Genomic DNA, 20,562 nt, shown 5'->3' on the forward strand with positions numbered 1-20,562 from the left:
AACGGGTTCCTCAGTTGCGGACCAGTCGCCAGCGGTTGTCGGCGCTGCCGTTGTCCGGGTCCTGCACGGCCTGCGCGCCCCAGGCGGTGGAGCCGTTGAGGATGCCGAGCAGCTTGCCGGTGTGCACGTTGCGGATCTTGTATGTCCCGTCGCCCTGGTCCAGCAGCGTCCAGAGGTGGTCGGCGGTGCCGTTGTCGGCCCACTGGAGCACCCGGGCGTTGTCGGCGGTGGACATGTTCTCCACGCCGAGCACCTTGCCGCTGTGCACGTTGCGCAGCTTGACCGCGCTGCCCTCGGTGACCACGACCCAGTTGTGGTCGGCGGTGCCGCTGTCGCCCCACTGCACCGCGAGTCCGCCGTCGGCGGTGGACATGTTCTGGATCCCGAGCACCAGGTTGGTGCCGGCGTTGACCAGCCGGTAGCTGGTGCCCCCCGGGTTGCTGCCGCCGCTGGTGCTCCAGTAGACGGTGTAGTTGTGCCCGTGCGCGTCGTAGAAGGGGCCGAGGTTGACCGTGCTGCCGTTCGCGGTGGCGGTGAAGGCCAGCGAGTTCGTCCCGGTCCGGTTGACCGACGAGACGGTCAGCGCCGGCAGGGCGGAAAGGGCGGTGTTGCCGTAGTTCCCGGAGAGCACGACCGGGCCGTAGGTCACCGCGGCGACGTTCGGGTTGTCGTTGGCGGCCTGCATGACCACCCGCATCGGCAGCCGGACGGTGACGGTGTCCCCGGCGGCCCAGGTACGGGTGAGCGTGGCGTAGCTGCCGGGGGTGGCGGCGACGTCCTGCACCGTGCCGTTGACGCTTATCGTCGCGCCGCTGGTCCAGGCGGGGATGCGCACCCGGATGCTCCACGAGCCGCTCATACTGCCGGCCAGGGTGAGCGTGCTGGTGTCGCCGACCGGGAAGTTGTTGGTCTGGGTGACGGTGATGCCGCGCTGGCTCCAGGTCAGCACCGACGGCAGGAACAGGTTCACCGTCAGGGTGTTGCCGTTGTGGAAGTAGACGGAGTCCATCAGTGCGGTGTTGACCTCGATGCCGGTGCCCTGGCAGCACCAAAACGAGTTGTAGTCGGTGCTCCAGGTGCCGCCGCCCCAGGCCGGGCCGACGCCGCGCCGGCCACCCGGGTTCAGCGGGGTGAAGTACGTGATGTGCCCGTGGTTGTCGGCCGGGTTCTGCGCCCCGATGATGTGGTTGAGCAGGGCCCGCTCGTAGAAGTCGAAGTATGCCGCCCGGTTCGGGTCGAGCAGCCACAGCTCGCGGGTCAGCTTCAGCATGTTGTAGGTGTTGCAGTGCTCACAGGTGTCCTGCCGGAGGTAGCCGGCGATGGCGTTCGGCGGCCGGAAGTGCTCGGCCTGGCTGTTGCCGCCGATCGCGTAGGTGTGCGCGTTCACCGTCATGTTCCAGGCGTTGCTGGCGATGTCCCGGTAGCGCGTGGTGCCGGTCGCCTTGTACTCCCGGGCGGCGCCGATCCACTTCGGCACCTGGGTGTTGGCGTGCAACCCGTTGAGCTGGTCGGAGTTGGCGGCCAGCGGGTTGAACACGGCGGCGTGGTCGAACCGCTGTGCCACGGTCAGCCAACGGGCGTCACCGGTCTGCTGGTAGATGTCGGCGAGCACCGCGTTCATGCCACCGAACTCGGTGCCGAGCATGTTCTGCATCTGGCTGGCGCTGAGCCGGCCGGTACGCCAGTCGACCCAGCCGGCCAGCGCGAGCAGTACGTCCCGGGCCTGGTTGTTGCCGAGCTGGCGCCACACGTCCAGCAGCCCGGCCATCGTCTTGTGGATGGCGTAGTACGGCACGTTGCCGTTGCTGAGGGTGCGCGCCTCCAGGGCGGTGAAGTCGGACTCCGGAAAGCCGGAGAGGTAACCGGTGTTGAACCCGGCGGCCGAGTTGTTCGCCTGGCACCTGGCGAGTTCGGCCACCATCTGGTTGGCCTTGTCCCGGCAGGTGGTGTCGCCGAGCACCGCCCAGCCCTGCGCCCAGGCGGTCAGGAAGTGCCCCTGCATGTGGGTGCGGAACGGGAAGTTCGGTGCGTCCCAACCACCGTTGGTGGCGGCGCCGTTGGTGGACAGCCGGTGGTTGGCCCGGAAGTTGTAGAGCATCCGGTTGACGTCGACGAACCGCAGGTAGTTCATCGTCCGGTTCTGGTTGTCCAGCCACCGGCTGCTGGTCAGCCGCACCTGGCCCAGCTCGAAGGGGTAGGCGGAGACGCCGATGTCCGGGCGGGCCGGCGGCACGGCGGCCGCCGCGGCCAGCTGGGCGATTCCGGGGCCGACGGCGGTGGCGACGGTGGCGGCGCCGGCGGCCTGGAGCAGTCGGCGTCGGCTCACGGGCGGGAACGACACGGTGGTTCTCCATCTCAGCGGGAGCGGTGGGCCGGGTGGGACGGTGGCCCCTGGGCGGTCGAGGCGGGCCGTGGGCCGGACTGCCGGGCAGCCGGTCCGGGCGACGGCGGTGTGGACTTCCCTCGTGCCCGAGCCTGTCGCGGCGGGCGGCGGATCCTCGGGGCGGAGCGGGGTTCGAGGCGCTCCCGGTGCTGCGCGCGACGCAGCGTGCCGGGGGCCGGCGAGCCGGCCGTGGCTTCTGGACCGCTCGGGCCGAAGTCGTCGCCTTTCTCCGTGCGGACGGGCGGAGGTCAGCGATGTCATGGCGAGCTATCGATGTGAGCGGTAACATACACCGGGGTCTACCCGGCCGCAAGCCGAGAGACTTCATCGGTTTTGCCGAGGCGTTACAACTTGACGCCTCGCATGTTATCGCTCACAGTCGATGGACGAGGACCGACGCGGAGCCGGCTCACCGGGCGAGCCACCCGCCGTACCTCGTGCCCGGAGCGTGCGCCAGGGCATGCGCACGCCGGGTGGCTGTCCAGGTCAAGACAGCGCGGACAACTCCGCTCGCGGCGTCCCCGGCAGGTCCGGAACTCGAGCGGTTGCCCCGAGTATCGCCAGTTGGAGGGAAAGACAATGGAATTTTCCGGTGGGTCGTCGGCGCCCCCGCCAGTACGGCGGAGACGGCTGCCACGAATTGTGGCCGCAGCGGCGGCGGTGGTACTGGCGGGCGCCGGTGCGGTGGCGGTGGTCTCGACACCCGCCGCCGCGGCGACGGTCGACACGAACGCGTGGTACGTGCTGGTCAACCGGAACAGTGGCAAGGCGTTGGACGTCTACAACCTGGCCACCAACGACGGTGCGCGGATCACGCAGTGGGCCAGGAACAACGGCAACCAGCAGCAGTGGCAGTTCGTGGACTCCGGTGGTGGTTACTACCGGGTGAAGTCGCGGCTGTCGGGCAAGGTGCTGGACGTCTACAACTTCTCCACGGCGAACGGCGCGAACATCGTGCAGTGGGCCGACGGTAACGGGACCAACCAGCAGTTCCGGCTGGCCGACTCCGACGGCGGCTACGTGCGGCTGGTCAACCGGAACAGCAACAAGGTGGTGGAGGTGCAGAACGCCTCGACGGCCGACGGGGGCAACATCGTGCAGTACGACGACTGGAACGGCGCCAACCAGCAGTGGCAGCTCGTCCGGGTCGACGGCGGCGGCAACCCGACCACGCCACCGCCGACCACCCCGCCGGCCAGCGGCAACTACACGAACCCGGTGGTCTGGCAGGACTTCGCCGACGTCGAGGTCATCCGGGTCAACGACGCCTACTACATGACGGCGTCGACGATGCACTACTCCCCGGGTGCGCCGGTGCTGCGCTCCTACGACCTGGTGAACTGGGAGTTCATCGGGCACTCCGTGCCGAGCCTGGCCGACTTCGAGAACGGCGCCTACAGCATGAACGGCGGGCGGGCGTACGTGAAGGGGATCTGGGCGTCCACCCTCGGGCACCGGCGCAGCAACAACACCTTCTACTGGATCGGCTGCACCGAGTTCAACCGGACCTACGTCTACACCGCCGCCGCGGCGGAAGGACCGTGGACGAAGCGGTCCCGGATCAACAACTGCTACTACGACGCCGGCCTGCTCGTCGACGACAACGACACCATGTACGTCGCGTACGGCAACGGCACCATCAGCGTCGCGCAGCTCTCCGCCGACGGCATGTCCCAGGTACGCGCGCAGCAGGTGTTCCAGACCCCGTCCAGCGTCGGCACCCTGGAGGGCGCCCGCTTCTACAAGCGCAACGGCAGTTACTACATCTGGCTCACCAAACCGGCCAACGGCCAGTACGTGCTCAAGGCCAACAACCCGTGGGGCCCGTACGAGATGCGCCAGGTGCTGCTCAACATGCCCGGCCCGATCTCCGGCGGCGGCGTACCGCACCAGGGTGGCCTGGTGCAGACCCAGAACGGCGCCTGGTACTACATGAGCTTCGTCGACGCCTACCCCGGCGGCCGGGTCCCGGCGCTGGCCCCGATCACCTGGAGCGGCGACGGCTGGCCGAGCATCCAGACCGTGAACGGTGGCTGGGGCGTCAACTACCCCAACCCGCTGCCGCTGCGGCCGGTCAAGCCGCTCACCGGCTCCGACACGTTCGCCGGCACCACGCTGGGCCCGCAGTACGAGTGGAACCACGTCCCGGACAACAGCCGCTGGTCGGTCAACAACGGGTTGCAGCTGCAGACCGCCACCGTCACCAACGACCTGTACAGCGCCCGGAACACGCTGACCCACCGGATCCAGGGGCCGTCCTCGACGGGCACCATCGAGCTGGACTACTCCACGATGCGCGACGGGGACCGGTCCGGGCTGGCCATGCTGCGGGACCAGTCTGCCTGGATCGGCATCAAACGCGACAACGGCAACACCCGGGTCGTGATGACCGACGGCCTCACCATGAACAGCAGCTGGGCCACCACCGGCACCGGCACCGAACGCGCCTCCGCCAACGTCTCCGGTGGCCGGATCTGGCTGCGGGTCAACGCCGACATCCGGCCGGGCAGCGGCCGGCAGGCGCGCTTCTCGTACAGCACCGACGGGAGCACGTTCACCAGCCTCGGGCCGGCCTTCACCCTCAACAACGCCTGGCAGTTCTTCATGGGCTACCGGTTCGGCATCTTCAACCACGCCACGCAGGCACTCGGCGGCTCCGTCACGGTACGCCGGTTCGACATCACCACCCCCTGACGTTCCGCGCGGGAGTCCGGGCAGATGAACGACCACCGTAGGAACCGACACCGAGAAGGCAGAATCATGGCTAGCACAAGACGGCTGAAGCTGACGGCGGCGGTCGCCGTCGCCGGGGCGCTGGTGGCCGGCATGACGGTGGCACTGGCCACCTCCGCCAGCGCCGGCACCACGCTGGGTGCCTCGGCGGCCGAGAAGGGCCGCTACTTCGGCACCGCCACCGACCCGCACATGTTCAGCAACTCCGGCTACATGACCGTGCTGAACCGCGAGTTCAACCAGCTCACCAACGAGAACGGCATGAAGTGGGACGCCACCGAGCCGCAGCGCAACCAGTTCAACTGGACCCGTGGCGACCAGCTCGTCGCGCACGCGCAGTCCCGCGGGATGCTGGTGCGCGGGCACGCGCTGCTCTGGCACCAGCAGCAACCCGGCTGGGCGCAGGGTCTGTCCGGCAGTGACCTGCGCAGCGCCGCGATCAACCACGTCACCCAGGTCGCGTCGCACTGGCGCGGCAAGATCCATTCCTGGGACGTGGTGAACGAGGCGTTCGCCGACGGCGGCAGCGGCGGCCGGCGTGATTCGAACCTGCAACGCACCGGCAACGACTGGATCGAGGCGGCGTTCCGGGCTGCGGACGCCGCGGACCCGAACGCGAAGCTGTGTTACAACGACTACAACACCGACGGGATCAACGCGAAGTCGACGGGCATCTACAACATGGTGCGTGACTTCAAGGCCCGGGGGGTGCCGATCGACTGCGTCGGGTTCCAGTCGCACCTGGGCACCACGATCGCCGGTGACTACCAGGCGAACCTGCAACGCTTCGCCGACCTCGGGGTCGACGTGCAGATCACCGAGTTGGACGTGCAGCAGGGTTCCAACCAGGCGAACATCTACCGTACGGTGACCCGGGCCTGCATGGCGATCTCGCGCTGCACCGGCATCACGGTCTGGGGCGTACGGGACTGCGAGTCGTGGCGTACCGGCGCCAACCCGCTGCTCTTCGACTGCAACAACAACAAGAAGCCGGCGTACGACGCGGTGCTCGCCGAGTTGAACGCCGGCACCGGCGTCCCGCCGACGAGTACGCCCCCGGTCAACCCCACGACGCCTCCGGGCGGCAACCCGACCACCCCGCCGGCCGGCGGGGCGGGCTGTACGGCGACGGTCTCGCTCAACCAGTGGACCGGCGGGTTCGTCGCCAACGTGCGGGTCACCGCCGGATCGGGCGGCACCCGGGGCTGGACGGTGGCGATGACGCTGCCCGGCGGGGCGAGCGTGACCGGCACCTGGAGCGCCACCGCCAGCGGTAGCACCGGCACGGTGCGGTTCAGCAACGTCAGTTACAACGGTCAGCTAGCGGCCGGTCAGGTGACCGAGTTCGGCTTCCAGGGCAGTGGAAGCGGATCCGGGATGACGCCCACCTGCACCGCCAGCTGATCCACCAGCTGGCCCGGCCCGGGCTTCGCCGATCCGGGCCGGGCCGGACCGGCCGACGCCTGCCCCGGTTCGGCGACGCCGACCGGCCGGGGCGGGCGTCGGCTCCCGACTCTCCGCCGTCCAATCCGGGTTCCCGCCGTCGAATCTGGGGTGAGGAAGCGCCGATGAGATCGAAAAGCACGCTGCTTACCGCCGCGCTGGCCTCGGCCGTGGCCGCGCTGGGCACCGCGGCACTGCTCGCCGCGCCGGCCCAGGCCGCCACGTTGACCCAGGTGACGAACTTCGGCAGCAACCCGACGAACCTGCAGATGCACCTCTACGTGCCGGACCGGGTGGCCGCCCGGCCGGCCCTGCTGCTCGCCCTGCACTACTGCACCGGCAGCGGGCCGGCCCTGCACACCGGGACCGGGTTCAGTTCGCTCGCCGACCGGTACGGCTACATCGTGATCTACCCGTCGGTGACCCGGAGCAGCAGGTGCTGGGACGTCTCGTCCGCGCAGGCCCTGCGCCGGGACGGCGGCAGTGACCCGGTCGGCCTGAAGTCGATGGTCGACCACGTCCGGCAGCGCTATCCGGTGGACCCGAACCGCATCCAGGTCGCCGGGCTCTCCTCCGGGGCCATGATGACGAACGTGATGCTCGGGCTCTATCCGGACGTCTTCGAGGCCGGGGTCAGCTCCTCCGGCGTACCGTTCGGCTGCTTCGCCACCACCAACGGCTCGGAGTGGAACAGCGACTGTTCCGGTGGACGGATCACCCGTACCCCGCAGGCGTGGGGCGACCTGGTCCGCAACGCCTATCCCGGCTACTCCGGCCGGCGTCCCCGGATCCAGGTCTGGCACGGCAGCACGGACACCACCCTGAGCTACGTCAACTTCGGCGAGCAGGTCAAGCAGTGGACCAACCTGCACGGCCTGTCCCAGACGCCGACGTACACCGACCATCCGCAGTCGAGCGCCACCCGGACCCGCTACGGCGGCACTGGCGGCACGGCGCCGGTCGAGGCGATCAGCTTCCAGGGGTACGGACACTCGATCCCGTTCGACGCGGCCCAGGCGGTCCGGTTCCTCGCCCTGGACGGCGCCACCGCGCCGACGACGCCACCCGGCACGACACCGCCGGGCAACCCGACCACCCCGCCGGGCAACCCGACCACCCCGCCGGCGACGCCGACCACCCCGCCGGTCGATCCGACCACCCCGCCCGGGACCCCGACCACCCCGCCGGGCAGCACGCCGCCGGCCGCCGGTGGCTGCTCGGCAGCCGTCTCGGTGCAGTCCTGGACCGGTGGGTTCGTCGCCACGGTACGCGTCACGGCGGGCTCGGCCGGCACCGAAGGCTGGACGGTCAGCCTGACACTGCCGGCCGGAGCCTCGGTGACGAACACCTGGAACGCCGCCGCCAGCGGGACCACCGGAACCGTCCGGTTCGGCAACGTCGGCTACAACGGCCGGCTCGGCCCCGGCCAGAGCACCGAGTTCGGCTTCCAGGGCAGCGGCAGCGGGTCCGGCATCACCCCGACCTGTGGCGCCGGCTGAACCAGGCACCGCCGACCCTGCACCGCCGTGGGGCGCGTCGGGGGTCATCCGTCCCGGGTGACCCCCGACCGTGCGGCGTCGCCCGCCGGGCCGGCCGGCGCGTCGGTGGCCGCCGCCTCGGTGACCGCCGTGCCCGAGGTCGCCGTGCCCGAGGCCGCTGTCGTCGTGCCCGTTGTCGCCGTGCCCGAGGCCGTGGTCGTCGTGCCTGTGGTCGTCGTGCCCGTGGTCGTGGACGAGTCCGTCGTCGTGGACGCCCCGTCCGTCCCCGCGTCCGCCGGGGCGGGCGTCGGCGGACGCCCCGGCCGGGCGGAGCCGAGCCGGGCCAGCCGGTCCCGGACGGCCGGCACGATCCCGTGCGGCAGGAAGAGCACCACCAGCACCAGCAGCAGCGCGTAGACGGCGTACGACAGCACGCTCGGCGCGTAGCTCGGCATCCCCGGCTGGGTGCCGACGGTGTTGAGCACCTGCACCAGCAGGATGATCGCGGTCGCGCCGACGAGTGCGCCCCAGAGCGTGCCGAGCCCGCCGACCACCGCCATCACGACGTACTCGATGGAGAGCAGCACCGGGAACGAACCGGGAGCGATGTAGCCCAGGTAGAAGGCGTAGATCCCGCCGGCCAGGCCGGCGAAGGCGGCCGACAGGGCGAAGACGGCGAGCCGGTACCGCCCGACCGGTACGCCACTGGCGGCGGCGGCCGTCTCACTGGTGGCCAGCGCCCGCAGTCCCCGCCCGGGGCGGGACGCCACCACGTTGCGGGCCACCAGCAGGGTCACCGCCACCGCGACCCAGACCAGGTAGGCGTAGGAGATGTCGTCGGCGAACTCGGTGCCGGCGACGGAGAGCCGGGGGATGCCCTGCAACCCGATCGCACCGCCGGCCCAGTCGGCCTGGCTGACCAGGGAGAGCAGGATGAGCTGCATGGCGAGCGTGGCGAAGGCGAGATGATGGCCGCGCAGCCGGAGCAGCGGCACCCCGACCACCAGGGCGAACGCGGCGGCGGCCAGCGGCGCGACGAGCAGGCCCGCCACCGACGGTACGCCGTGCACGGCGAGCAGCCCGGCGGTGTAGCCGCCGATGGCGTAGAACGACGCCTGCCCCAGCGACACCTGCCCGGCGTAACCCATCAGCATGGACAGTCCGATGGTGACGATCGCGGCCAGCCCGAGCAGGATGTAGACGGCCAGGTGGCTGCCGGAGAGCAGCGGAGGCAACGCCAACGTCCCCGCCGCCACCAGCACGACGGGAAGCCGTCGGATCATGTCCCGGGCCGGGTTCACGCCACCTCCTGCTGTACTACCGGTTGGCGCGCCGCCTGCCAGATCATCACGGCGAGCATCAGGACCAGGGCGACCTCCAACTGGTACGCGCCGCCGCCGTACCCGGCGACGAGCGCCTGCGCGACGCCGAGCAGCAGGCCGCCGACCAGGGTGAGGGCCGGTCGCAGCAGGCCGCCGAGGATGGCGGCGGCGAAGCCGCCGACGACGAGGGTCACGTCGTAGTCGAAGGTGACCAGCTGGATCGGGGTGACGAGCACCCCGGCCAGCCCGCCGAGCGCACCGGCGATGGCGAAGGAGAGCAGGCCCATCCGCTTGACGTCGATCCCGACCACCCGGGCGGCGTACGGGTTGGAGGCGCACGCCGACAGGGCGCGGCCGACGTCGGTGCGCGCGAAGAGCCCGCCGAGCCCGGCGAAGACCGCCAGGGTGGCGCCGATGATCAGCAGGTAGTGCGCCTGGAAGCGGGCGCCGAGGAACTCGACCGCACCGGGCACGCCGGGGAACGAGCGCGGCTGGTCGCCCCAGAGCAGGACCTCGACCGCGTACGCGAAGACGCCGAGCCCGAGCGTGACGATCAGCGAGGCTCCGGGCGGGGTACCCGGCTTGCCGATCGCGACAAGTCCCACCAGCAGGCCGGCGACGGCGCCGACCGCCACGGCGAGCCCCTCGGCCAGCCCGTGCGGCAGCCCGCCGGCCAGCAGCGTCGAGGCGGTCATCGCGGCGATCACCGCGAACGAGCCCTGCGCGAAGTTGACCACCCGGGTCACCCGGTAGACCACCACCAGCCCGCTGCCGACGAGCGCGAACGCGCAACCGCCGCCGAGCCCGGTGATCAGGTACTGCAACAGTTCGCTCATGCTCCCGCCCCCAGGTAGGCGGCGGCGACCCGGGGGTCGGCGGCCAGTTCGGCGGCGGTACCGGCGGTGGCGATCCGGCCGGCCTCCAGCACGTACCCTCGGGAGCACAGCTCCAGCGCCAGCCGGGCGTTCTGCTCGATGAGCAGCACGGCGAGCCCTCGCTCGGCGTTGAGCGCGGCGAGGTGCCGGGCGAGGTCGGCGACGACGAGCGGGGCGAGGCCGAGGGAGAGTTCGTCCACCGCGAGTACGTCCGGGCGCGCCATCAGCGCCCGGCCCACCGCCACCATCTGCTGCTCGCCGCCGGAGAGCCGGCCGGCGCGGCGGCGGCGCAGCGCGGCGAGCGCCGGCAGCACCTCGTAGATCGGGGCGGTGTCCCGGTTGCGGATGCGCCAGCCGCCGAGTCGCAGGTTGTCGTCCACGCTCAGGTCGGGGAAGACCTGCCGGCCCTCGGGCACGTGCGCGAGGCGACCCTGGACGGTGACCGTGCCGCCGGCCGGGCGGAGGATGCCGGAGAGCGTGTCGACCAGGGTGGACTTCCCGGCCCCGTTCGGCCCGATCAGCGCCACCATCTCGCCCGGCCGGACGTCGAGGCTGACCCGGTCGAGGGCGGTCGCCACCCCGTACCGGACGGTGAGCCGGTCCACCGTGATCACGCCGTCACCTCCGTGCCCAGGTAGGCGGCGACCACCGCCGGGTGGCTCCGGATCTCGGCCGGCGTTCCCTCGGCGATCACCCGGCCGAGGTCGAGCACGGTGACCCGGTCGGCCAGCCGGGTCACGAACGCGACGTCGTGCTCGATTTTGATCATGGTCAGTCCGCCGGCCTTGAGCTCCTCGATCAGCTGGGCCAGCGACTCCCGCTCGGCGGCCCGCAGCCCCGCCGCCGGCTCGTCGAGCAGCAGCAGGCGCGGTCGGCCGCAGAGCGCTCGGGCGACCTGGAGCGCCCGTTGCTGGCCGAGCGGCAGCGACTCGGCGGGCCGGTCCGCCCAGTCGGCCAGCCCGACCCGGTCGAGCGACTCCCGCGCACGGTGCCGGATCTCCCGCTCCTCCCGGCGGTGCCGGGGCAGCCGCAGCACCGCTTCGGTGAAGCCGCTGCGGGTGGTGGCGTGCGCCCCGACCATCACGTTCTCCAGGGCGGTCATCCCGCGGAAGATGCGGGCGCCCTGGAAGACGATCGCGATGCCGAGCCGGGCCCGCCGGTGCGCCGGCAGCCGGTCGACGCGCTGGCCGGCGAAGGTGATCGTGCCGGCTCCGGCCGGCAGGTGACCGCCGATCAGACTGAACAGAGTGGACTTCCCGGCGCCGTTCGGCCCGATGATGCCGCGCAGCTCGCCGTGCGCGACGTCGAGGTCGACGTCGCGCACGGCGTAGACGCCGCCGAACGCCCTGGACACGCCGGCGACCCGCAGGAGCGGCTCGGTCACCTGGCCGCCACCGTGGCCAGTTGCTCGGCCGCCCACTCGGTCGGGACCAGCGCACCGCCCTTTACCGTGTTGATCGAGATGTAGTCGGCCTTCAACCCGGCGTGGTCGGTGGCGCTGTAGGTGTAGGTGCCGTTCGGGGTGGTCGCGGTGAGCCCCTCCAGAGCGGCCTGGACCTTCTCCGGCTCGGTGCTGCCTGCCTTCTCGATCGCGGCGACCAGCAGCTTCACCCCGCTGTAGCCGTCCTGGGCGAACTGCGGCGGCGGATAGCCGTGTTGCTTCTCGAACGGTTCGGCGAGTTCGGCGATGGCCTTCTTCAGGGCCCCGTCCGGCAGGCTGTCGCCGACCACGCCGATGGAGCTGGCCACCACCATGCCCTCGGCGGCCGGGCCGACCGGCTCCAGCCAGAGCTTGCTGGCCTGCGCGCCGGTGAAGACGACCGGGACGCCGAGGTTGGCGGTCGGGTACTGCTTGGCCAGCGCCACCCCGGGCGGCCCGGTGGCCCAGACGACGAGCGCCTGCGCGCCGGAGGAGCGCACCTGGTTGAAGACCGCGGAGAACTCGGTCGTGGTGGTCTGGAACTCGGGGGTCGCGGTGAGCGTGATGCCGTACCCGGCCGCCTTGGCCCTGGTGCCGTTGAAGCCGGCCCGGGCGTAGGAACTCTTGCCGTCGTAGGCCACGGCGACCCGGGTGATGTTCTGGGCCTTGAGGTACTGGAGGATCCGGTCGGCGTACGTGCCGGAGGTGGCCGGCACCACGAAGACGTACGGATGGACCGGGTCGACCTGCTCGTCGGCCGGGGTGAGCGAGACGTACGGGATCTTCTCCCGGTCGACCAGCGGGATGGTGGCCAGGGCCGAGTTGGAGAACGGCGAGCCGATCACCGCCGCGACGTCCCTGCCCTTGAGGTCGTTGAAGGCCAGCACCGACTGGTCGGGCTGGCTCTTGTCGTCGCGGACGAGCAGCTCGATCTTGCGGCCGAGCACTCCGCCGGCCGCGTTCACCTGCTCCACCGCGAGTTTCACGGATTTCTCGTTCTCGGTGCCGAGTGGTGCGTAGTTGCCGGTAAGCGAGACGATCTGGCCCACCATCAGGGGCCCGTCGCCACCACCGGGTTCGGAGTCCTGTCCGCAGGCGGCCGTGGCGAGGACCACGGCGAGCACGGCGGCGGTTACAGCGGTACGTCGCACGGGTGCCTCCCGCAGCGAGGGGACAGCTTGTTACCAGGACGCTAGACACTTGTTGCACGCCGGTCAATATTGCTGCCGAATGTTTGGTGGCCGGCGACGAATCGCGGCGGCGGCGGTCACTGCTCGTGGCGAGGCTGTGGCGCTGGCGGCCGGTCCGAAATCTGTATAGTGACCAGCATGGCGGTCCAGCCCTCGGCGCCCGCCGCCGACCTGCCGCGGGTGCAGGCCGGGGGCAGCCCGCAACACCTGCTGCTGACCCTACTCGGCGACTACTGGTACGGACAGCGGGCGCCGCTGCCCTCCGCGGCCCTGGTGGCACTGCTCGGCGAGTTCGGCATCACCGAGGTCAGCGCGCGGGCGACCCTGAGCCGGCTGGCCCGGCGCGGGCTGCTCGAACTCTCCCGCACCGGCCGGCGCACCTCCTACGCGCTGAGTGCCCGTGCCGCCGAGGTGCTGACCGAGGGGCGCGGGCACATCCTCTCCTTCGGCACCGGGCGGGCACAGTGGTCCGGGCGCTGGACGGTGGCCGCGTTCTCGGTGCCGGAGGACGACAGGTCCCGGCGGCACGCCCTGCGCACCCGGCTGGGCTGGTACGGCTTCGCCCCGCTCTACGACGGACTCTGGGTCTCCCCGCACGAGCGGGTCCGCGAGGTGACCGGGATCCTGACCGAGCTCGGCATCGACCGGGCGACGGTCTTCACCGCCGAACTCGCCGAGGGCGGGCCGGTGGGCGGGCATCCCGTCAAGGCGTGGGACCTCGACGCGCTGCGGGCCGGTTACGAGCGGCTGCTGGCGGCGTACGAGCCGGTGCGGCTGCGCTGGCGCGGTGGGCGGATCGGCACGGCGGAGGCGCTGGTCGCGCGTACCGCCCTGATGGACGACTGGCGGACCATGCCGAGCCTGGATCCGGAACTGCCCACCGAACTGCTGCCGGCGCGCTGGCCCCGCTCGCGCGCCCGGGAACTCTTCGTGGAGCTGTACGACGGCCTCGCCGGCCTGGCCGAGCAGCGGGTGGTCCAGGTGGTCGCCGAGTACGACGCGGCGCTGGCGGCGCTGGTGCGCAGCCACACCAGCCGCTGCCACGACCTGCCCGGGTGAGCACCCGGGACGGTCGTCCGGCCGGCCCTTCCCGCTGCCGTCGCGCACGGGCCGCCCCAACCCACGTATGACATATGTCTTGACGACGGGAGCGTGAGAAGCAAATCTAGGAGCGGGGCGAGGGAGGGATCCATGGCTGAGCCCGCGTCGATCGTGACCAGCCGGCGGCTGGAGTGGTCCGAAACCGATCCGATGGGTCGGTGGCACTACTCCACGGCGCTGCGCTTCGTCGAGCACGCCGAGACGTCGCTGCACCAGCGGCTCGGGGTGGGCATGGAGGCGTTGCGCCGGATGCCGCGGGTCAACGTCACAGTGGACTTCCTGGGCCCGCTGCACCACACGGACGTGGCGCAGACCGCCCTGGCCGTCGAGCACGTCGGCCGCAGCTCCCTGCGGTACGCGTTCAGCATCGCCCGGGACGGCGTCGACGTGGCCCGGGGATCGCTGACCATCGCCTGGTACGACCCGGCCACCGGGCGTACCGCACCCTGGCCGGAGGAGATCCGCGAACTCTTCACCGCGGCGGGCCCGCAGGAGGGCTGACCATGCGCAGCACGATGGGGTCGATGCCGCTGTCCGTGGCGATGATGCTGCGCCGGGCCGCCGCGACCGGACCGCACGCCCGGCTCGTCGGGGTGACCGCCGCCGGCCGCGGCGTGCAGACCTGGCCGCAGCTCGCCGAGCGGGCCCGCCGGCTGGCCGCCGCGCTGCCGACGCTCGGGGTGGCCCCGGGCGACCGGGTGGGCACCTTCGCCTGCAACAGCCTGCGGCACCTGGAACTGTTCTACGGGGTGCCGATCGCCGGTGCCGTCCTGCAACCGCTCAACGTCCGGCTCTTCGCCGACCAGATCGCCTGGATCGCCGCGCACGCCGAGGACCGGGTCGTCTTCGTGGAGGCGGCGCTCACCCCGCGGCTGGCCGAGATCCGTCCCGAGCTGACCGGGGTACGGCGGTACGTCGTCGTGCCGGACGGCACCGAGCCGCATCCCGACTTCGCCGACGCCGTCGACTACGAGGAGCTGATCGCCGGGGCCCCCGACGAGGAGCCGGCCGAGGTCGACGAGTGGACCGCCGCGTGCCTCTGCTACACCGGCGGCACCACCGGCCGGCCCAAGGGGGTCGTCTACTCGCACCGGTCGCTGACCCTGCACGCGATGAGCGGCCTGTTCGCCGACTCCTTCGCGATCCGGGAGAGCGACGTCCTGCTGCCGTTGACCCCGCTCTTCCACGCGACGTCCTGGGGCATGCCCTATTCCGCCGCGCTCGCCGGTGCCGGGCTGGTGCTGGCCGGAATGGACACCAGCCCGCAGGCGGTGCTCCGGCTGGTCCGCGAGGAGCGGGTCACCGTGGCGGCCGGGGTGCCGACGTTCTGGCTGGCCGTCGACCAGCTGGGGCCGGGCGCCGACGACCTCGGCACGCTGCGCCGGATCCTCTGTGGCGGGTCGGCGATCCCGCTGGAGCTGATCCAGCGTTACCACCGGCGCGGCGTCGAGATGCAGCAGGGCTGGGGGATGACCGAGATGTCGCCCTCCGGCAGCCTGACCGTCGTCCGCGGCCACCTTGCGGACCGGCCCGAGGCGGAGCGGTTGGCGCTGCACGCCACCCAGGGTTTCGCCACCCCCGGGGTGGAGCTGCGGGTCGTCGCGCCGGACGGCGAGGTGCTGCCACACGACGGGGTCTCCCCGGGCGAGATCGAGGCGCGCGGGCCGTGGGTCACCGAGGCGTACCACCGGCCGGACGACGACGCCAACGAGACCCGGTTCCGGGACGGCTGGCTGCGTACCGGCGACGTCGGCACGATCGACCCGGACGGCTACCTGCACCTGATCGACCGGGACAAGGACCTGGTCAAGTCCGGCGGCGAGTGGATCAGCTCGATCGACCTGGAGAACCACCTGATGGACCACGACGCGGTGGCGCAGGCGATGGTCATCGCGGTGCCGCACCCGGTCTGGGGTGAACGACCGGCGGCGCTCGTCGTCACCTGTGCCGAGGTCGACGCCGAGACCCTGCGGGCGCACCTGCGCTCCCGGGTGGCGAGCTGGTGGGTGCCGGACGTGGTCGAGTTCGTGGCCGACCTGCCCACCACGGCGACCGGGAAGTTCGACAAGAAGCGCGCCCGCGCGCTGTGGCAGGACAGGTTGGCAGCTCTCACACCCAACGGAGGAAAGTCGTGACGGGAGTGCTGGACGGTCGGGTGGCGGTGGTCACCGGCGCCGGGCGGGGGATCGGGCAGGCGACGGCGCTGCTGCTCGCCGAGCACGGCGCCCGGGTCGTGGCGAGCGACCTCGACGCCGGTGCGCTCGAGGCGACCCTCGCCCTGCTCGACGGGCGGGGCAGTGCCGTCGCCGCCGACCTGACCGACCCGGACACGCCGCCTGCGATCGTGGACCGGGCGGTGCGGGAGTACGGCCAGCTCGACATCGTGGTGAACAACGCCGGCTACACCTGGGACGGCATCTTCCACAAGATGGGCGACGACCAGCTCGCGGCCATGCTCGACATCCACCTGGTGGCGCCGTTCCGGCTGCTGCGCGCCGCCGCGCCGGTGCTGCGCGAGGCGGCCAAGCGGGACGCCGCGCAGGGGCGCGAGGTCTTCCGCAAGGTGGTGAACGTGGTGTCGATCTCCGGCACGATGGGCAACGTCGGCCAGGCCAACTACTCGGCCGCGAAGTCCGGGCTCGTCGGGCTCACCAAAACGCTGGCCAAGGAGTGGGGACCACTCAAAATCAACGTCAACGCGGTGGCCTTCGGGTTCGTGGAGACCCGGCTGACCGCGGAGACCGCCGAGGCGGGCACCTTCGACCGTGGCGACCGGCAGATCCCGCTCGGCATCCCGGCCCAGGTACGCGAGCAGGCCGCCGCCCGGATCCCGGTCGGTCGCGGCGCCACCCCCGCCGACGCGGCCGGCGGCATCTTCCTGCTCTGCACACCGTGGTCGAACTTCATCCACGGTCAGGTGATCACCGTCGCCGGTGGCCAGGCCGAGGGGATGAGCTACTGACAAGGAGATTTCGTGCAGCTGTCCAACGTGGCGATCCCGCTCGGCCTGGCCTGGTCGTCGCCGTTCTGCCGATGGCAGGGCGCGCTCGCCGAGATGTCGAGCGTCGACCTGGTCGTGGACGTGACCAACCGGGCGCTCGCCGCACGCGGCTTCGACGTCGGCGAGGTCGGGCACGTCGCCTTCGGCACCACCGTCCCGCAACCCACCTCGTTCTACGGCGCCACCACTGTCACGCCCCGGCTCGGGCTGGCCGCCGTGACCGGTCCGACGATCGCCCAGGCCTGCGCCACCTCGGCGGCGGTGGTGCAGGCGGCGGCCGTACAGGTCGAACTCGGCGCCCACCGTACGGTGCTGGCGCTGACCACCGACCGCACCAGCAACGGCCCGCTGATGGTGTGGTCGGCACAGGCCACCCCCGGAGCCGCGCCGCGGACCGAGCACTGGGTGCTCGACCCGATGAAGCACGACCCGAACACCGGCGGCTCGATGCTGGACACCGCCGAGAACGTCGCGGCCGAGCAGGGCTACACCCGTGCCGAGATCGACGAGGTGACGCTACTCCGCCACGAGCAGTACCGCGCGGCCCGCTCGGGGCCCCGGGACTACCTGGTGGAGGTGCACGTACCCGGGCGCCGGGGCGAGGTCGTGGTCGCCGACGACACCGGCGTGCACGACACCACCGCCGAGGGGCTGGCCAAGCTCTCCGCGGTCCGGCCCGACGGCGTGGTCAGCTACGGGTCGCAGACCCATCCCGGTGACGGCACCGCCGGGCTCGTGCTCAGCACCGTCGACCGGGCCCGGGAACTGGCCGGGGGAGCCGGGGTGGCCCGGATCCACGCGGTGGCGTTCGCCCGGGTGGGGCGGGCCCGGATGCCGGAGGCCCCGGTGCCGGCCGCCCGCGCCGCGCTCGCCGACGCCGGCCTCGACGTCCGGGACCTCGACGTGGTCACCACGCACAACCCGTTCGCCGTCAACGACATCTACTTCTCCCGGCAGACCGGGTTTCCCCTCGACCGGATGAACCCGTACGGGTGCAGCCTCGTCTACGGGCACCCGCAGGGCCCGACCGGGATGCGTGCCGTCGCCGAACTCGTCGCGGCGCTACGTGACCGGGGCGGCGGACGTGGACTGTTCACCGGTTGCGCGGCCGGCGACACGGCGGGCGCCGTCGTGGTGGAGGTGACCGACTGATGGCCGGGTTCGACGAGTCGGTGGTCGGCCGGTGGAGCGACGAGCGGTGGTTCGAGGTCACGCCCGAGGGTGTGGCCGCGTACGCCGAGGCCGTCGGCGGCCCCTCGCCGGTCTACGCGGTCGTCCCGGCGATGGAGCTGGTCTTCGCGGTCGCCGCGACCGCGGCTCCGGCCGAGTTGCGGGCCCGGGTGGTGCACGGTCAGCAGGACCTGCTCTTCCACCGCCCGTTGCCGACCGGCGACAAGGTGACGGTACGCGCCGCCGTCCTCGGCCTGCACGGCAAGCGCAGCGGCACGGTCGCCACCATCGGGGTGCAGACCCGGGACGCGGGCGGCGAGCTGCTCAACGAGCAGTACGTCACCGAGTTCTACCGGGGTGTCCCGAGTGACCTGGACGTGGGCCGGGCCGCCCCCGTGCTGCCGGCCGAGCCGCCGGCCGGGGAACCGGTCCGTACCGTCGACAGTCCGCTCCCCGTCGACCTGCCCCGCCGCTACGCCGACGCGTCCGGTGACCGCAACCCGATCCACCTGGACGACGACGTCGCCCGGGCGGCCGGGCTGCCCGGGGTAATCGTGCACGGGCTGGCCAGCCTAGCCATCGCCGGCCGGACCGTGCTGCCGGCCGGTGCCGACCTCTCCCGGCTGAGTTGCCGGTTCACCAGGCCGATCGTTCCGGGTGACACGCTGCGCACCCTGGTCTGGGCGGACGGGTCGGGATACCGCTTCGAGTGCCTGGACCGGTCCGGCGCCAGGGTGCTGGGCGCCGGACTGGCCGAGGTGTGAGCCGGAGTTCCCGGCGCTGTCCGACCGGACCGCTGGCGAGCGCTACCTGGCCGGACCGCTGAGGCGCGCTGTCCGACCGGACCGCTGGCGAGCGCTACCTGGCCGTACCGCTGAGGAGCGCTGTCCGACCGGACCGCTGACGCGGCGTCGGGCCGGAGTGGCGGCTGGCTCGCCGTGACTCCGGCCCGACACCGTGGGTGAGGCCGTACCGGGGGCGGGGGCGTCCGGACCCGCCCCCGGCGTCAGCCCGGACCGGGCCGATCGACGATCGGCCCGGCCAGGATCAGCTGGCGGTGCAGCTCGGCGTCATGCCGGAGCCGCTGCCGCTGCCCTGGAAGCCGAACTCGGTGCTCTGGCCGGAACCCAGCCGGCCGTTGTAGCTGACGTTGCTGAACTGGACGGTTCCGCTGTTGCCGCTGCGGTTGGCGTTCCACACGCCGGTGACGCTGGCACCACCGGGCAGGGTCATGCTCACGCTCCAGCCGTTGGTGCCGGCGGACCCTGCGGTGACCCGTACCGTCGCGACGAAGCCGCCGGTCCACTGGTTCAGCGACACCGTGGCGGAGCAGCCGGCCCCACCCGGCGGGGTGGTCGGGTTGCCAGGCGGGGTGGTCGGGTTGCCGGGCGGGGTGGTCGGGTTGCCGGGCGGCGTGGTCGGGTTGCCCGGGGGCGTGGTCGGGTTGCCCGGTGGGGTGGTGGGTGCGGCGCGGTCGAGGCCGAAGAACTGGATGGCGGCTCGGGCCATGCCGGTGGACGGGAGGCTGTGTCCGGCGCCCTGGATGGCGTATGCCTCGACCTGGGTGCCGAAGCGGCGGCGGTTCCAGTTGGCCTGTGGGGTGTCGGTGGAGGTGGGGGTTTGGCTGAGTCCGTGGACGTTGGTCCACTGCTCGATGGATTCCTGGAGCAGCGAGTAGGGGACGAGGGTGTCGTTGGTGCCGTGCCAGAGTTGGATCGGTGGGCGGGTGCCGGTGAAGCCGGGGTGGGCGGCGCGGACCATGTCGCCCCATTGTTGGGGGGTGCGGTTCATGGTGCCGTTGGTGCAGGGGCCGCCGGGTGGGTAGGCGGCGGCGTTGGCGAAGCAGTTGAAGGGTACGCCCATGAAGGAGGCGCCGGCTTTGAACAGGTCGGGGTAGACGGCGAGCATGTGTTGGGTCATCATGCCGCCGGAGGAGCTGCCGGTGGCGTAGACGCGGTTGATGTCGCCGCCGTGTTGGGTGCGGGCGTAGTTGACCATGGATTCGATGGAGACGGGGTCGCTGCCGCCGCCGCGTCGTTTGGATGCGTCTGACCAGGTGTCGAAGCATCTGCCGAAGCCGGCTTCCTGCATGGCGCTCGGGTAGATGACGATGAAGCCGTACTGGTTGGACAGTGAGGCGAATTCGCTGCCTGAGTAGAAGCCTGGTCCGGAGCCGCCGCAGCCGTGCATGGCGACGACGATCGGTGGGTTGGCGGGGCGGTTGTCCGGTACGTAGATGTGCATTCGCATGCCGCCGGGGTTGTTGCCGAAGTTGGTCACCTCGACCAGCGACGCGGCGGATGCCGGCGGGGACAGGGCGACGACGCCGGTCGCGAGGACCAGAGCGCTGGCCAGCCCGACCAGCACCGTCTTCATTCGTGACATGACACCTCCATCGATGAGCGTTTATCCATCACATTAGGCATCTCGCTGACGACCGTCAATC

The 20,562-nt window shown here is 71.7% G+C and carries 16 protein-coding genes; 9 read left to right on the top strand and 7 right to left on the bottom strand.

Annotated elements, in window-relative coordinates; all coding sequences use genetic code 11:
• Positions 1–10: 10 nt before the first annotated feature.
• Complete coding sequence (locus ACN28A_RS21910) at positions 11–2,341, bottom strand: beta-L-arabinofuranosidase domain-containing protein (protein WP_421397517.1); 2,331 nt, start codon at positions 2,339–2,341, stop codon at positions 11–13.
• A gap of 621 nt (positions 2,342–2,962) precedes the next feature.
• On the opposite strand from ACN28A_RS21910, the gene ACN28A_RS21915 reads away from it, so the two are divergent.
• From ACN28A_RS21915 to ACN28A_RS21925, 3 genes are all read left to right on the top strand, one after another.
• On the top strand, positions 2,963–5,077 hold the full coding sequence (locus ACN28A_RS21915) for a family 43 glycosylhydrolase (protein WP_421397519.1): 2,115 nt from the start codon (positions 2,963–2,965) through the stop codon (positions 5,075–5,077).
• A gap of 66 nt (positions 5,078–5,143) precedes the next feature.
• Positions 5,144–6,520: an endo-1,4-beta-xylanase gene (locus ACN28A_RS21920; RefSeq protein WP_421397521.1), complete on the top strand. Its 1,377-nt coding sequence runs from the start codon at positions 5,144–5,146 to the stop codon at positions 6,518–6,520.
• A 164-nt stretch (positions 6,521–6,684) separates the two neighbouring features.
• Complete coding sequence (locus ACN28A_RS21925) at positions 6,685–8,058, top strand: PHB depolymerase family esterase (RefSeq protein WP_421397523.1); 1,374 nt, start codon at positions 6,685–6,687, stop codon at positions 8,056–8,058.
• 44 nt (positions 8,059–8,102) lie between these two features.
• Here ACN28A_RS21925 and ACN28A_RS21930 read toward each other — a convergent pair whose 3' ends face one another.
• The 5 genes from ACN28A_RS21930 to ACN28A_RS21950 are packed head-to-tail and all read right to left on the bottom strand — an operon-like array spanning position 8,103 to position 12,805.
• Entirely contained in the window at positions 8,103–9,338 is a 1,236-nt protein-coding gene (locus ACN28A_RS21930; protein ID WP_421397525.1) for a branched-chain amino acid ABC transporter permease, read from the bottom strand.
• Positions 9,335–10,195, bottom strand: a complete 861-nt coding sequence (locus ACN28A_RS21935) for a branched-chain amino acid ABC transporter permease (RefSeq protein ID WP_421397527.1) — start codon at positions 10,193–10,195, stop codon at positions 9,335–9,337. The genes ACN28A_RS21930 and ACN28A_RS21935 overlap by 4 nt, the downstream gene beginning before the upstream one ends.
• Positions 10,192–10,848 (bottom strand): ABC transporter ATP-binding protein, encoded by a 657-nt coding sequence (locus tag ACN28A_RS21940; RefSeq protein ID WP_421397529.1) that lies wholly within the window; start codon positions 10,846–10,848, stop codon positions 10,192–10,194. Before ACN28A_RS21940 ends, ACN28A_RS21935 begins: the two co-directional genes overlap by 4 nt.
• Positions 10,845–11,618: an ABC transporter ATP-binding protein gene (locus ACN28A_RS21945; protein WP_421397531.1), complete on the bottom strand. Its 774-nt coding sequence runs from the start codon at positions 11,616–11,618 to the stop codon at positions 10,845–10,847. The genes ACN28A_RS21940 and ACN28A_RS21945 overlap by 4 nt, the downstream gene beginning before the upstream one ends.
• Positions 11,615–12,805, bottom strand: a complete 1,191-nt coding sequence (locus ACN28A_RS21950) for an ABC transporter substrate-binding protein (protein ID WP_421397533.1) — start codon at positions 12,803–12,805, stop codon at positions 11,615–11,617. The genes ACN28A_RS21945 and ACN28A_RS21950 overlap by 4 nt, the downstream gene beginning before the upstream one ends.
• Positions 12,806–12,982: 177 nt before the next feature.
• Between ACN28A_RS21950 and ACN28A_RS21955 the strand changes: the two genes are divergently transcribed.
• The 6 genes from ACN28A_RS21955 to ACN28A_RS21980 all read left to right on the top strand — a co-directional run bounded on the left by ACN28A_RS21955 (position 12,983) and on the right by ACN28A_RS21980 (position 18,880).
• Complete coding sequence (locus tag ACN28A_RS21955; protein WP_421397535.1) at positions 12,983–13,903, top strand: PaaX family transcriptional regulator C-terminal domain-containing protein; 921 nt, start codon at positions 12,983–12,985, stop codon at positions 13,901–13,903.
• 132 nt (positions 13,904–14,035) lie between these two features.
• Positions 14,036–14,446, top strand: a complete 411-nt coding sequence (locus ACN28A_RS21960) for an acyl-CoA thioesterase (RefSeq protein WP_278059781.1) — start codon at positions 14,036–14,038, stop codon at positions 14,444–14,446.
• Between the two features lie 2 nt (positions 14,447–14,448).
• Positions 14,449–16,080, top strand: a complete 1,632-nt coding sequence (locus ACN28A_RS21965) for a long-chain-fatty-acid--CoA ligase (RefSeq protein ID WP_421397537.1) — start codon at positions 14,449–14,451, stop codon at positions 16,078–16,080.
• Complete coding sequence (locus tag ACN28A_RS21970; RefSeq protein ID WP_421397539.1) at positions 16,077–16,907, top strand: SDR family NAD(P)-dependent oxidoreductase; 831 nt, start codon at positions 16,077–16,079, stop codon at positions 16,905–16,907. The genes ACN28A_RS21965 and ACN28A_RS21970 overlap by 4 nt, the downstream gene beginning before the upstream one ends.
• 12 nt (positions 16,908–16,919) lie before the next feature.
• Entirely contained in the window at positions 16,920–18,098 is a 1,179-nt protein-coding gene (locus ACN28A_RS21975; RefSeq protein ID WP_421397541.1) for a thiolase family protein, read from the top strand.
• The gene (locus ACN28A_RS21980; RefSeq protein ID WP_421397543.1) at positions 18,098–18,880 is read left to right on the top strand and encodes a MaoC/PaaZ C-terminal domain-containing protein; all 783 of its coding nucleotides are present in this window, start codon (positions 18,098–18,100) and stop codon (positions 18,878–18,880) included. Before ACN28A_RS21975 ends, ACN28A_RS21980 begins: the two co-directional genes overlap by 1 nt.
• Positions 18,881–19,163: 283 nt before the next feature.
• Here the strand turns inward: ACN28A_RS21980 and ACN28A_RS21985 are convergent, their stop codons facing one another.
• Entirely contained in the window at positions 19,164–20,501 is a 1,338-nt protein-coding gene (locus tag ACN28A_RS21985) for a PHB depolymerase family esterase (RefSeq protein WP_421397545.1), read from the bottom strand.
• Positions 20,502–20,562: the final 61 nt, after the last annotated feature.

It is taken from the genome of Plantactinospora sp. WMMB782 (genome assembly GCF_049179135.1).
GTDB lineage: Bacteria > Actinomycetota > Actinomycetes > Mycobacteriales > Micromonosporaceae > Plantactinospora.